Source organism: Rhizobium sp. R693 (genome assembly GCF_002211315.1).
Taxonomy (GTDB): Bacteria; Pseudomonadota; Alphaproteobacteria; order Rhizobiales; family Rhizobiaceae; genus Rhizobium.
Map to the genome: position 1 here is coordinate 1 of NZ_LOKY01000035.1, position 13,054 is coordinate 13,054.

Here is a 13,054-nt window from a genome sequence, read left to right on the forward strand (position 1 = left end):
AACTTCATCTTGCCAATGCGATGGCGGCGAGCGGCATTGTGTTTGAAAGGCATCGTTGCAAAAAACCAGTTATTGCACTTGCCGCTCATCTACGCCAACGCAATTAACGATCCGCGCACCAAGGTCGCACGGAAGGACTCCCAACCGCGTTTCTTGTGATCTTAGTGTTCTGGCTGGCGTGGTTGTTCGCGACGTTCGGGCTTCAGGCGCCGCCGAATCTTACGGTTGTCTGCATCATCCTTGTATGTGCGGTCTCTGTTGCGGGAGCGGTATTTCTGATCGTGGACATGGCGCACCCCTACATTGGCGTGATTCACGTCTCGGACGAACCATTGAAATCCGCCCTTGCTAGCATTGGCGAGAGGTAGTGATTGATTCAAATGGTGCCGTCAGGTGGGGAAAAGCTTCGTCGGAGTCCTCATGCCCCGCGCCCCTGGCGTTCTCGGCGACAGGAACCGTGCCCGCAATCGATCGCGCTCTGCAGTTGCAATCATCTCCGGATCTTTGCCCAAGAGTTTGCAGCTGACGAACGTGTTCTACCGCCCGGAACGGGTGCTATTTCACGTCCACGCGGAATTATAGCTCCACGCTTCGCAGGCTTTGACGTGGGCATCGTCGGCAGGCATAAATTCAAGCGAAGTCAGTTCCGTTATCTTGTAGGTGCGCCGCGTGCCGCAGATCGTGCCGCGGTTCGCGAAGACCTCAACAACACCTCGGTCAAAAAACAGCGTCAACCGTTCGAGCCGCAGCGGTGCCGAGCAATATTTGATCTCACCAGTATCCTCCGCTACCGCCAACTCGAGTCGGCCATCGGTGTGAACCAAGCTGAAACTTTCGCCCTCCGCGCCCCGCCCGACGATCCGAATTCCATCCAGATCACCTGCCATCGACAATTCAATTGGCCGACCCGGCTCGCAATCAAACCCGAAGGGGGAAGTTTGCGGGAGTGCGGCTGCCCGCAGGCGCTGATAACCCTCTTCCGGAACCATTGTGAGACGCGATTGGACGTCGAGACCGAGCACCCGCGGTAGGGAGAGTTCACCGCTATACGGTGAACCAGCGGGCTTGCGGAATTCCCAATTAAAAAGCCAGGCAAAGGCTATTCGTCGCTCTCCCGCCCGGAAACTCTGCATCGCATAAAAATCGGTGCCGAAGTCCAATTCCTGCAGCTCGTCCGACAGCAATGCGAAGCGATCGTTCTCGAAATTCCCGACCTGCGCGTAAAGGAGATTGTGGCGTCCGGTCGCTGGTTCGGTATAGCCGACGAAGCCCATCACGATCACAAACCGACCATCGAGTTCGAAGAAGTCCGGGCACTCGACACAGCGCGCGCCATGCTGCCGGAAATGTTCGGGGGCTCGATAGAGAACCGACAGGAATTTCCAGTCATTACCGTCCACGGAGCCGTAAAGAAGGACCGCCGGGTCGCCATCGATCGCTGCCCCAAGCACCATTCGGTAAGCCTGGCGCTCCTCGTCGTACCACACCTTGGGATCACGAAAATCATGAGAGCTGCCAGGGGGACCGTCGACGAGCACCAAACGATTGGCTTCGGGGCGAAGCAAATCGTTTGATGGCACGACCCGTTTCTGCACTTCCTTGTAGTCTTTGAAGAGGTCATAGGCCGGCAGGCGTTCGGTGTAGTAGAAACTCAGTTTGCCATCGGGACCGACAAAGGCGCTGCCGGAAAACGCACCGCCCGTGGCCCCCAAAGACCAAAGGTTCTGTTCGGAATGCAGGAACACCGGAAGATGGCTCCAACGATAGAGATCGTCGCTGACGGCATGACCCCAGTGCATCGGCCCCCATTCGGACTCGACCGGATGGAATTGGTAAAAGAGATGGTAGCGACCGTCGATGAAACAAAGGCCGTTCGGATCGTTCATCCAGCCTTTAAAGGGCGAGAACCGCAGCTGCGGCCGGTTGGCGTCGCTTCCGTACCACTCCGGCCAGGATGCCTTGGACCGAGCTATGAGGCCGGCTTCGCCAACATCCAGGAAAGTCACGCCCTTGTCGGTCACTTGCGCAGGATCGAAACTATAAGACAGCGGTATTTCGATCGCGCTGTCGTCCCATTCCAGCGTTAGCGGACCTTCGGCATGATGCGTGTAGGAATAGAACTGGAAGTATGGCGGCAATGCCGCAATCCGGTAAACGACCCAATCGCCGACGCGCAATACGAAGGTCTCGTCGGTTTTCTCGATATCGGGTTTACCTGGCTTTTGCCGAGCCCAGATTTCGAACCGCGTCCCTCGCCGGGCATCCAATTGCACTCTGTTTTTCATTGGCGCCTCCTGTTGCGCAGACAGTGCTCGATAGCAGCGGTGACAAATGTCGACCTCGATCCCGAGCGTGATACAGTGACAAGGTCCCCCGCTCCCTTGCCATGATTTCGGCCTTCCCAGGTGAGGCGAAGCGAAAGTCCTTGTTGCCCCCGGCGAGATCGCAGCTCGACGGCCGTTTTGACGTGACGCCTGAGCGCACGATCGGTAGCCCAGCAAAGCGACTCGTGGCCGGAAATTAAGGTGCCGTTGCAACCTTTCTTTTCTTGCTCGGGTTCCGATCAAGGATTGGGAACGGTTGCGTTCAAGGTTCCGAGGTCGGAGAGTTGAGACTTTCGACTATGTCCCAAAACTTGGAGTGGCCCTAAATGCATTCACTATTTTGTCCATCTCAACATGTTCGTCACCGCCTGAATCTAGGACCACATTTCGTACCGATCCCTCTTGCACCAGGACTGCCGTTACTTCGAGCGCCTTCAAACTGTTGGTTGAAAGCAATGCGCCCACTTGCGTTGAAAAGCAGGCACTGTCTGGTGCATCACTGATTTGCGATCTCTCAGTCGTGGCCACAATGTGATTATTGGCTATGTAATTCCCGCTACCGGAAACCACGTTGATAATCACCGGCTTTGCGGCGATCGGCTTGATGTATTGAGTATCTATTGTTTCCGAGATGTGGTTCGCGATTACCGAGTTGTTGCTCCCGTCAATTCGCAAAAGACCGAACAGATCATCCAAGCCGTTGTCGTAATTCTGCATGGGCGCCCATGGTTCGCGATCTCGCAAAAAGTGATTTGAGGAGACCAGATTCTCGCAACAGTTATCGGCAAGAACCAACATTCCAGGATAAAAGGAGTGAAATCTATTTCCTGTCACCGAGGAACGGACGACGCGGGAAAAATAGACACTGCTAGCTCCTCGAGGAAATACGTTGTTTGAGGATACTAGAATGCCCCCGTAATTTTCAGCGTAAATGGAATGTCCCCTATAGCCGGCCCCTACAAAATTATTTGCTATTCTTGAGGCCTGACCCATGCCTTTCAGTTCGATACAGCTGCCGCACTCTGCAATGAAATTGTTGTCTATCGCGAGCGCATCTGCATCATGAACAGTAACTCCATGCTCCAGATAGATGAGACCCATCCCCGTTATTCGGAATGAGTCATTGGCGCTGCCTACATAGATTCCCGTTTTGCCATTCTTGTATGTATTTTCCGCATGGTCTTGCCCCGAACCATCGTCAATGAAATGCAGGCCGTCGATGCAAAAGTCAGCAAACTCCACAGAGCTTATGCGAGGATTTCCGGTGCGCTTAACATGAAACGCGGCTCCGGCCGCCTCACCGTCGGCGGCGTCCGGAGATGTGTCCACGCGTATGCGACTTCCGCCCGGCCACACTTCATGCCAGTGTGTCAGTTCGTTTGCTGGTACGTTGAAACGGATGCTCGAAGACGTGAACCCGTGTCCAGAGCCCACAATCTTCAGATAGCTGACGTCGATGACGACTTGAGTAACAAGGCGATAATCGCCCGGCGGTATATAGATAACTGCTCCAGGCTTTCCGCCATCATTTAAATCGGAAACCGGTTGCCTGCTTTTGATATCCGCAATGATGCTATTGATGACCGCTCCAATATCCTCATAGGGATTGCCTGCGGGATACTTCGTTACGTCGAAACAGTTTTCTCTAACCATTGTTAATGTTTCCTCGGACATTTCTTAGTCCACCACGAGGGTAGACTGATGTTCTGACTTGGTTGTCCCGAAAGGCGCCTTGGGAAATGCGTTCAGCACTCCGTTTGATCACCAGATGCTGGTGCGGGTGTCCGGATTAAAGAAGTGAAGTTCTTCTGCATCGACGGCGATGCGCGCGATGTCACCTGCGCGCACTGTGCTCTTCGGAGAAAAGCGCGCAACAGCAGCTTTTTCGTCGCCGATGTCGGTGACGGCGTCCGGGTCGCCAGCATCCACCCATGGTGCGTCGATATTCAGATGCACCATGGATTCACAACCTAGCGCCTCAACAACAGTGACCGGGGCCGAGATCTCGACCGAAGAAGGCTGGATTGTGGCGTCGTTCATGTGCTCGGGCCGCATACCGACAATGACTGGACGGTTAGACGCACTGTTCAGCGACGGACGGTATTCAAAGACCCGGTCAGGGAGTTCGAAACTGTTGTTGCCGAGCGTCAGCGTCCTTCCATTCAGAACGGCCTCGTACAAGTTCATTGAGGGCGATCCGATAAAGGCGGCGACAAAGACGTTGTCAGGGCGATTGTACAGGTTTTGTGGTGTGTCGACTTGCTGCAGCACGCCGCCTTTCATGACAGCGACGCGGTCACCCATCGTCATAGCCTCGACCTGATCGTGGGTCACGTAAATCGTAGTGACATTCAGTTTTCTTTGCAGGCTGGCGATCTCGCCGCGCATCTGCACGCGCAGTTTGGCGTCGAGATTGGAAAGCGGTTCGTCCATCAGGAATGCTGCCGGCTTGCGAACGATCGCCCGTCCCATTGCAACGCGCTGGCGCTGGCCGCCCGAGAGCAGCGCTGGTTTACGGTCGAGCAGAGCGGTCAGTTCGAGGATGCGCGCCGCCTCGTCCACGCTGCTGGCAATGTCGGATTTTGACCACCCTGCCATTCGCAGTGGAAAGGCGATGTTTTCGCGGACCGTCTTGTGGGGGTAGAGCGCGTAGGACTGGAACACCATTGCGATATCGCGATCCTTGGGATCGACATGGTTGACAATCCCGTCGCCGATCCTGAGTTCGCCGCTGGAAATAGTCTCCAGGCCGGCGATCATACGAAGCGCCGTCGACTTCCCGCACCCCGACGGGCCCACAAACACCATAAACTCACCATCGCTGATATCGAAGTTAAGGTCGTGGATGGCGTGAAAATTGTTGCCGTAGACCTTGTTGATATTGCGCAGCTCTATGCCGGCCATGCTTCTGTCTCCCTCATCCCTTCACGGCGCCGAATGTCAGGCCGCCGACGATCTGTTTTTGAAGTGCGAGCGTTACGATGATGACGGGCAACGAATAGAGCACCGCGGCCGCCGTCATCGCGCCCCAGGCAAGCCCGTAGACTGAGTTGTATTCGGCAATGACGATCGGTGCCGTCTTGGTCGCTTCCGATGTCAGCAGCAGCGCATAGAGGAACTCATTCCAGCTGGTGATGAACGTGAAGAGCGCGGTCACTGCGATCCCGCCCGTCATGACCGGAAGGATGATCTTTCGGAAGGCCTGGAGCCTTGTGCAGCCGTCCATGCGCGCGGCCTCTTCAAGCTCTTTCGGGACGCCCTCGAAAAATGCTGACATGAGCAGGAGTGCCAAGGGGGCGGCCGCAGAAGTGTGGGCGAGAACAAGCCCTGGAATAGTGTCAAGCAGACCGATGGACTTCAAAAGCTGGAACAGAGGCACGCCCAGCGACACCGACGGCACCATGCGCGTGACCAGGGCGAAGAGCAGGAAAAGTGTTGTGATCCGGCGCCGATACTGGGTGGCGACGTAAGCAGCGGGAACGGCCACCAACAGCGAAAGCGCCGTCGTCAACACCGCAACGGTGAGAGAGCTGACGAAAGCTCTCGGCAAGGTCGAGGATTGCAGTACCTCACGAAAGTTCTCCAGCGACAGAACGGCAGGAAAGAAGCTCGGAGGGATCTGCTGGACATCGGCGGCCGGTTTGAGGGCAGTCATCAGCAAATAGATGTAGGGCACCGCATAGGACAGAACGAGCACAAGGGCTGCCGTGTTGATCAGGACTGCGCTGATGTCGAGGCGGGGAGCTCTATGCATGGGCCGGTCTCCAAATCTTCCAATAGGCAGCCGCCGCCAGTAGCATCATAACGATGAGGAACAGGGTGCCGGAAGCGGATGCCTCGCCGAGATCGCCGAAACGCACCATGCGCTGGTAGATGTTCATCGAGAACACTTCCGAGGCGTGGCGGGGGCCACCCTGTGTCTGTATCCAGATCAGGTCGAAGGTCTTGGCGGCATCTACGCCGCGGACAATGACGATGACTGCGATAACTGGCCGCATCAGTGGCAAGGTGACATGCCAGAACCGCTTGAATGCATTCGCGCCGTCGATCCGCGCAGCCTCAAGCAAGTCTTTCGGAACGTTCATCAACCCAGCATAGGATACAAGAGCGACAAAGGAGGTGGTCAGCCAGATATCGGCAAAGGAAACAGAGTAAATGACGATATCTTCGTTCGACAACCATGCGATCGCGTTCGGATCGCTGATCAGTCCCAAGCGGGCCAGGCCATAATTCAAGATGCCGATATTGCCGACCAGAAGAAATCGCCATAGCAGGCCAGCAACAATTGGCGGAACCATTAGCGGCAGAGCGAAGATCGTGCGGTGCCAGCGCGCACCCCCAGCCAAGGCCGAAAACAATAGCGCGGCGCAGAAACCGAAGGCGAACTCGAAAAACAACGCGAAGATCGAGTATTGAACGGTCCTCAGGGCGCTCTCCGCAACCCGTTTCGACGTCAATGCGTCGACATAATTCTGCAGCCCGACCCATTCGCGTATTTGAGGCGTGATCGTATCGACCTTGAAAAAGGAGTCGAATATCAGCAGACCAACCGGGTAAGCGACCAGCAGACCGAGGATTAAAGCTGCTGGCGCAAGCATGCAGAGCACAAATCGGTCTTCACCCGACATGTCCGTCTCCGAAAACTGATTGCGCGGGTGGCATCTTTATCCTCCCGCGATGTTGAGGAAAGTGACGGATTAGTTGAGGATGCCCTCAATTGTTTCCTTGGCTTCCTTCAATACCTCCCCGACGTCTGCCTTGCAGGTCAGCGCTTCCTGGACCGCGGGCAGGACAGCCTCGTCGACGATTTCCTGATATTTCTCGTTCATCGGCCGCCCCTGCGTCGCAGGCGCCCCCAGCGTCTCAAGCAACGGCGTGAAGTGTTCGTAGCCGGGTTTGCTGGCATAACTGCTATAAGCCGAGTTCGTCGCAGCAAGGCCGAGCGGAGCTTCGATACCCAATGCATTGTTGGCAATCGCGAAAGCAATGAACTTCTTTGCCGCATCCTTGTGCTGAGAGGTCGACGGAACGACATTGTACCAGGGGCCAGGAACGGCAGCGACCCCTGCATCGCCGGCGAGCATGGGCGCGACGCCGACCTTGCCGCTGACTTTGGAGTCCGCAGGCGTCATCTTGTAGGCGTGCGCCCAGAATTTCATCATCGCAGTCTTGCCCTGATAGAATAAATTCTGCGCTTCGCCCCAGCCGATCTCGTTGACGTTTTCCGGGACGGAATGATCGGCGCAGTGGGGCGCGATGTAGAACTCAAGCGCCTTCTTGTGCGCCTCGTTGTCGATGATGACCTTGCCATCATGATCGAGGATCACGCCGGGCGAGCCCGCCTGCAGCACATGCGCCATCCACTCCTCCGAGAAGGTGCCGATGGTGTCGGTGCCCCAGAAGTCTACCTTGCCGTCGCCGTCAGTGTCACGCGTGAAGAATTTTGCCATATCGCGCCACTGCTGCCAGGTCTTGGGTGGCGCAAGCGGATAGCCATATTTCGCTTGGAAGGCCTCTTTTTCCTCGGGCTTGTCGAAAAGGTCCTTGCGATAGAAGACGATCTCTGCATTGGCCCATGTCGGCATACCAATCGTCTTGCCGCCGACCTTTGCGTCGGCGAGCAAGACCGGCGGCAGATCCTTGCGCACGGCGTCTGTGAAAAGGGTGGAGAGGTCCTCGACATGGTTTGCGAACTTCGCGTTCCAGACCACGTCGATCGTCACCACATCGAAGGCCGATGAGCCCGATGCGATCTCGGCCGAGAATTTGTCGAAGACGCCCTGATAGGGTACGACGGTGAACTTCACTTCGATGCCAGTCTCGGCAGTAAACTTCTGGGCGACCGCCTTCTGAAGCATTTCGCCGCCACCTTCGACCAGGACATTGATGGTTTCGGCCTTGGCGGAGGCCGCAATGCAAATGAGCGCGAGCGCGCTGGCGCCAAGCAGTTTCTTCATCAGTTCCTCCCTCATTCGCCTGAAGCACTTGCATCAAGCTTTTTCCATTGGCGAGACCATAATCGCCATATGACGACGTTGTCAACGTGGATTGTCGACGTTGTCATAAAAAAATGTCGACGTTGTCATGCGTCTAGTTTACAACAGGTCCTTACATGGAGAATTGGCGGACATGGTGAGCATCGTCAGCGTCGCGAAGGCGGCCGGGGTTTCAAACAAGACAGTCTCTCGCGTCATCAATGGCGAGCCCTACGTGACCGAGGAAACCCGAGAGAGAGTGGAAAAGGCTATCCGGCACCTCGGCTATGTCCCTAATATGGCGGCACGCCAGATACGCTCCAGCCGCTCCAACACATTCGGGATCATCACGGACTTTGTTTCGACGACACCATATTCGGTAGATATCGTCCGCGGAATCCAAGATTGGGCCAACGCAAACGGCAAGACTATCCTGATGGCCAATACTGGCGGCTCGTCCGAACGAGAGGCGGAGGTCTGGAAAACTTTCCAAGCTCACCGGATCGACGGGGTTCTCTACGTGACGATGTACCATCGTATCGTGGACCCGCAGGCCGGCGACGTCAGCATTCCGACAGTGATGATCAACTGCCGACCACGGACAGATCAGCTATTTCCATCTATCGCGCCCGACGACTTTCAAGGTGCCAGGGATCTCACCCGCTACCTGCTTGAACGGGGGCATCGCAGGATCGGCTACATCAGGCTCAATCCCGTTCTCGTCGGGGCGCAGATGCGCCTCAATGCCTTTCGTCAAACCGCGCGGGAATTCGGCCTGGGGGAAGATGACCTTTTTATCCGTCTTGGAATGGAGGGACCGGTCGGGGCCGAGAAGAACTATGTTTTTTCGGCGGCGACCGAGCTGCTGCGACAAAAGCAGCGACCGACCGCGATCATGAGCGGTAATGACGAAATGGCGATCCAAATTTACATCGCTGCCTTGTCCCTAGGATTGCGGATTCCGCAGGACGTCAGCATCGTCGGCTTCGATGATTTCCGAACGGTTTCCATGGCGCTGAAACCGGAACTGACGACAGCGGCATTGCCATACTACGACCTCGGATTCCAAGGGGCGTCGTGGTTGAATGGAGTGGTCGCAGGCGAGGAGGTTGCCTCCTTTAGCCGCGTTGCGCCTTGCCGACTTGTCGAGCGCACTTCTGTTTGTTCGGTGTGAGCCCCTGCACATCGCGATGCTGATCCCATTCGCCTTGAGGGACTCGAGCCAACAATCAGCGAGGAGCCAATCGAGTGAAAATTCAGGCCCTTGATCTTCGGCGTATCGATATGAAAATCCCACCATGCGCTCCGGCTTGACCCCCGAGCAGAGCGGTCCTACAAGATAGACCATGGCAACACACCTCTGATTGACCGCGCCCAGCGGCATTGAGCGAAGCCCAGTCCTGCACGACACGGGGCCACTTCCCCACTTGCCAAGCCAATATCAGAGATTTTAAATGCCCACGCTCTACCTCATTTGTGGTCTGCCCGGTTCTGGCAAGACGTCGCTCGCCAAGATCATCGAACATGAAGCGTCCGCCCTCCGCCTGACCGGAGACGACTGGATGCACAAGCTTTACCCTGGCATCTCTACTCCGGAAGCCGAAACTGGTCCGTGCCGAGGTAGAGTTGAGAGCCTACAATGGCAGATCGCTCTGTGTGCCATCAGACTTCGGTGTAACGTTGTCGTGGATTGGGGAGTGTGGTCACGGGCAGAACGCGACACCTGCCGGGAGGAAGCTCGCGCAGCTGGTGCGCGCGTCGTCCTCTGCTTCCTTGACGTTCCCTTTGATGAGCTTTGGGACCGGGTCTCGCGGCGAAACGCCGAGCTTCCAGTCGGCACGTTCGAGATCTCGCGGGCGGACCTGCTTAGATGGACGAAGCTGTTCGAGCCGCCAACCGCCGAGGAGTTGGCGCTTTACGATCGGCAAACCCATCCAACCATCGCCGCCCTGACGTGACACGCCAACTGATACGGGTGGCAGGTGAGGTTCGATGACCACCCGCCGCTTTGTTCAAGGCTCGTCAACGCGCTCGAGCTCAAAGAAATATATCCGCTCGTCACCATTGATCGTCATCGCCCCCATGATCCTCTCCTCGTCGATCCGACGGAAATGATCGACGATCGGCTGCTCGTCATAGACCATGGCCGCACTCTCAACACCACCAAACATCATGGTCACCAAGGAGGCAACCGGCCCCCTCGCCCGAAACTGGAACTGAAGATAGGACGACAGGCTCCTCGCGACACTCGCCCTGCCAAGCTTGTGGAAACGAAGCGCCATGCCAATCGGTATCCATCGCGGATCGATGGCAACCAGCTTCCCCTTGTCCGATTGAAACAGCAAGGCATCTGCGCGCATGTCCGGCGTGAACCGCTTGCCGAACCAGCCGAGATTTTCCAACACGCCGTCGAAGGGATGGTCCGCCGGTATGCCGCGCCCTCTCCACAGCCCGATCATTTCGCGCGGCATAATCGGCGTCAGGCTTCGGAATTCCTCAAGCGTTGTTTGCTGTTGGCTCACCGGAAGACTTGTCCTTATGCTTGCGCTCTCTGGCCCGCTGCCTGGATTTGGCGTGGCGCCGGGCGAGCCGCAACTCCTCCAGCGTCGGCATCCACCAGCCACGGTCTCGTTCGCCCTGATTGGGTGGGGTCCGAGCCGGCCAGGTCGTCACCAGTTCTTCGAGCGTGCCCAATCGCCAGGATGCCCAGACATATTCCTCGCCATCTGCGGCGGGAAAGTAGAACCTCGTGACCATCGCCGGGTCGGCCAGCTCGCCGTCCGTGCCGATGAAAAAGACGACGCCGACATGCGTGCCGACCGCGCGCTCGAGGGGCGGAGCATCGTCGTCAGGGACGGGATATCGCTTCCGCCGACGTTCCCTGATCCTCGCCTTGAATGCCTCGTCTTCTTCAGTTCCCTTGATCGCTTCGCGCCGCGCCCGCCGGGCCTCCGGCTCGCTCCGTTCGGCGGCCGCCTCGATCGCCGACCATCGCTGGCGGAGTTCGGCGAATGATCGGTAGGGCACGGTCCAGAGGCGGCGATCGGCGTCCCAGCGTGCATGCGGGATTTCCCGGATTTCGTAGACGACGCTGCGTGAATAGGGCGTCCGAATCTCGAAGGCTGCGGGTGCTGCTTCGAGATAGCGACTCTCGATGGGCTCAAACGCGAAGGCGTCCCTCCCCTTTTCGTTAGCGAAGGCATCGGCCTGCGCCTCCATCTGAGCCCGCCAGCGGCCGATGCGCTTTTGAGCGGTGCGGCCGGGCACGAACCAGGCATTGAGCCTATCGCTCCACCGGGCACGCGGAAACGCCTCCCGAAACAGCTCTATCGTTATCCGGTCATGTGGCAGGTCGGTTGTTGCCCCCTCACGCGGGAGCGCGTCGGGTGTTTGCTTTGTTGCTTCGTTCATATGACCATCATCCGGAGATCACGCTGCGCGTTTTGATTTTCCAAGACGCTTGATCGCCTGTTCCAGCGGCGGCTCGCCATCACAATAGTCCTGCCAGGCAGAGCTTTTGGCAAGAAATGCCGGCACCGTGCAGACGGCAAACCGCTCCGGGTCGAGATTGGACTTTACCTACACCCAGGCAAGTGGCATCGAGACGGTGGCGCCGGGCCGCGCGCGATGAGAGCGGCGCGACGGCGGTGGCCGTGCGATCGTTGCGGAGATAGTCGAGGAAGATCCTGCCACCGCGAAGACACTTGGTCATCTTGATGAGATAGAGGTCGGGATTGTCGCGCGCCATCTGCTGGCACACGTCATGTCCAAAGCCCTTGGCACCTTTCACCGAGACGGCAGAATGTGCCTTTGTGGCGCTCTCGCCGCGACGTCGCATGATTTGGCAGGCGAGGTTCTGGTGGAAGTGCGCAGGTTCTTTTTGCTCGGAATTGAACGACTGGCAAACAGCGGGCTCGACCGAGATAATGCCGTGCAGGTCCTCTCGACGCTTGAGGGAGCGTATTCTGACTGCAAATTTGCTCGATGACCGTGCAATGTTTGATTGGCAGCGCAGCCCTTCGACAATAAAGACGGCATCATACTACGAACTATTGATCCTCGGGCTCGCCGCCGTTCCCGATCTTCAGGGCCGTCCAAAACTCACGCGTCACGAGGTTCTTAGAGCAAGCGTTCGAGGACCTCAACGCACATATGGCTCGTTTCTGATCGCTTCAACAGCTCAATGGCGTGCTTAATTGGGAATGACCTCCGCTCCCGGACTCCTTGCTCCGGGTAACGATCCACGATCTGGTCTTGGACAAGAACATGAACGGCGACACGATAATGATTGAAGTTTCCTTCTTTTGTGTAGTTGAAGTGTCCTATGGGAGATGATCTCGCTAGTCCGACTACGCCCGCCTCTTCAAAGGCCTCGCGTTCGGCCGCCTTGTGGCTCAGCTCATCGGGTTCTATCCCGCCCTTTGGAACCCCCCACTGCCCTGTACGTTTGCTTCGCACCAGCATTACCTGAGGGTCCGCACATTGTGGATGGCCAGGCAAATGGCAGCCGCTTGCGAAACTACTCTGTTGGCAATCAAAGGGTGATCCTCGATACGACGGCTTTGATGCAACATGTCGGTTATTGTCATGGAATCGTTAAAACCGAACACTTCGACGGCGCTTATGTCACAAAACATGGGGTAATCGCGGCGCGATCTCCTCAGGCCATTTTCTCAGTTGTTGCTGGTAGGGGTGGTTGCCCCCGATAAGATGGGAATACGGGCTCACGATTGGAACCGGGCCCAAACATCATTT

Annotated in this window: 10 protein-coding genes and 2 pseudogenes; 3 read left to right on the plus strand and 9 right to left on the minus strand. The window is 57.0% G+C overall.

Features of this window, described 5'->3' with window-relative positions:
• Positions 1-122 precede the first annotated feature (122 nt).
• A pseudogene (locus tag ATY79_RS31715) lies at positions 123-368 on the plus strand (DUF4239 domain-containing protein); the annotation flags it as partial.
• Between the two features lie 192 nt (positions 369-560).
• On the opposite strand, the gene ATY79_RS22685 reads toward ATY79_RS31715, so the two are convergent.
• From ATY79_RS22685 to ATY79_RS22710, 6 genes are all read right to left on the minus strand, one after another.
• Positions 561-2,021, minus strand: a complete 1,461-nt coding sequence (locus ATY79_RS22685; protein ID WP_245312432.1) for a GH32 C-terminal domain-containing protein — start codon at positions 2,019-2,021, stop codon at positions 561-563.
• A gap of 600 nt (positions 2,022-2,621) precedes the next feature.
• The gene (locus tag ATY79_RS22690; protein WP_088704951.1) at positions 2,622-3,977 is read right to left on the minus strand and encodes a NosD domain-containing protein; all 1,356 of its coding nucleotides are present in this window, start codon (positions 3,975-3,977) and stop codon (positions 2,622-2,624) included.
• Positions 3,978-4,085: 108 nt separating this feature from the next.
• The gene (gene ugpC / locus ATY79_RS22695) at positions 4,086-5,228 is read right to left on the minus strand and encodes a sn-glycerol-3-phosphate ABC transporter ATP-binding protein UgpC (protein WP_088704952.1); all 1,143 of its coding nucleotides are present in this window, start codon (positions 5,226-5,228) and stop codon (positions 4,086-4,088) included.
• 13 nt (positions 5,229-5,241) lie between these two features.
• Positions 5,242-6,078: a carbohydrate ABC transporter permease gene (locus tag ATY79_RS22700; RefSeq protein WP_088704953.1), complete on the minus strand. Its 837-nt coding sequence runs from the start codon at positions 6,076-6,078 to the stop codon at positions 5,242-5,244.
• Positions 6,071-6,952 (minus strand): sugar ABC transporter permease, encoded by an 882-nt coding sequence (locus ATY79_RS22705; protein ID WP_088704954.1) that lies wholly within the window; start codon positions 6,950-6,952, stop codon positions 6,071-6,073. The genes ATY79_RS22700 and ATY79_RS22705 overlap by 8 nt, the downstream gene beginning before the upstream one ends.
• 69 nt (positions 6,953-7,021) lie before the next feature.
• Positions 7,022-8,281 carry a sugar ABC transporter substrate-binding protein gene (locus ATY79_RS22710; RefSeq protein WP_088704960.1) on the minus strand — a complete coding sequence of 420 codons (1,260 nt, stop codon included), beginning with the start codon at positions 8,279-8,281 and terminating at the stop codon, positions 7,022-7,024.
• A gap of 172 nt (positions 8,282-8,453) precedes the next feature.
• On the opposite strand from ATY79_RS22710, the gene ATY79_RS22715 reads away from it, so the two are divergent.
• Together ATY79_RS22715 and ATY79_RS22720 are read left to right on the plus strand one after the other, a co-directional pair.
• Complete coding sequence (locus ATY79_RS22715; RefSeq protein WP_088704955.1) at positions 8,454-9,473, plus strand: LacI family DNA-binding transcriptional regulator; 1,020 nt, start codon at positions 8,454-8,456, stop codon at positions 9,471-9,473.
• A 280-nt stretch (positions 9,474-9,753) separates the two neighbouring features.
• Positions 9,754-10,257 carry an AAA family ATPase gene (locus ATY79_RS22720; RefSeq protein WP_088704956.1) on the plus strand — a complete coding sequence of 168 codons (504 nt, stop codon included), beginning with the start codon at positions 9,754-9,756 and terminating at the stop codon, positions 10,255-10,257.
• Between the two features lie 54 nt (positions 10,258-10,311).
• Here the strand turns inward: ATY79_RS22720 and ATY79_RS22725 are convergent, their stop codons facing one another.
• From ATY79_RS22725 to ATY79_RS22735, 3 genes and pseudogenes are all read right to left on the minus strand, one after another.
• The gene (locus tag ATY79_RS22725; RefSeq protein ID WP_088704957.1) at positions 10,312-10,821 is read right to left on the minus strand and encodes a DUF4334 domain-containing protein; all 510 of its coding nucleotides are present in this window, start codon (positions 10,819-10,821) and stop codon (positions 10,312-10,314) included.
• Positions 10,796-11,710, minus strand: coding sequence for a hypothetical protein (locus ATY79_RS22730; protein ID WP_088704958.1), 915 nt, complete (start codon positions 11,708-11,710; stop codon positions 10,796-10,798). Before ATY79_RS22730 ends, ATY79_RS22725 begins: the two co-directional genes overlap by 26 nt.
• Positions 11,711-11,728: 18 nt before the next feature.
• Positions 11,729-12,080 (minus strand): annotated as a pseudogene (locus ATY79_RS22735) (ATP-dependent DNA ligase); the annotation flags it as partial.
• Positions 12,081-13,054 lie beyond the last annotated feature (974 nt).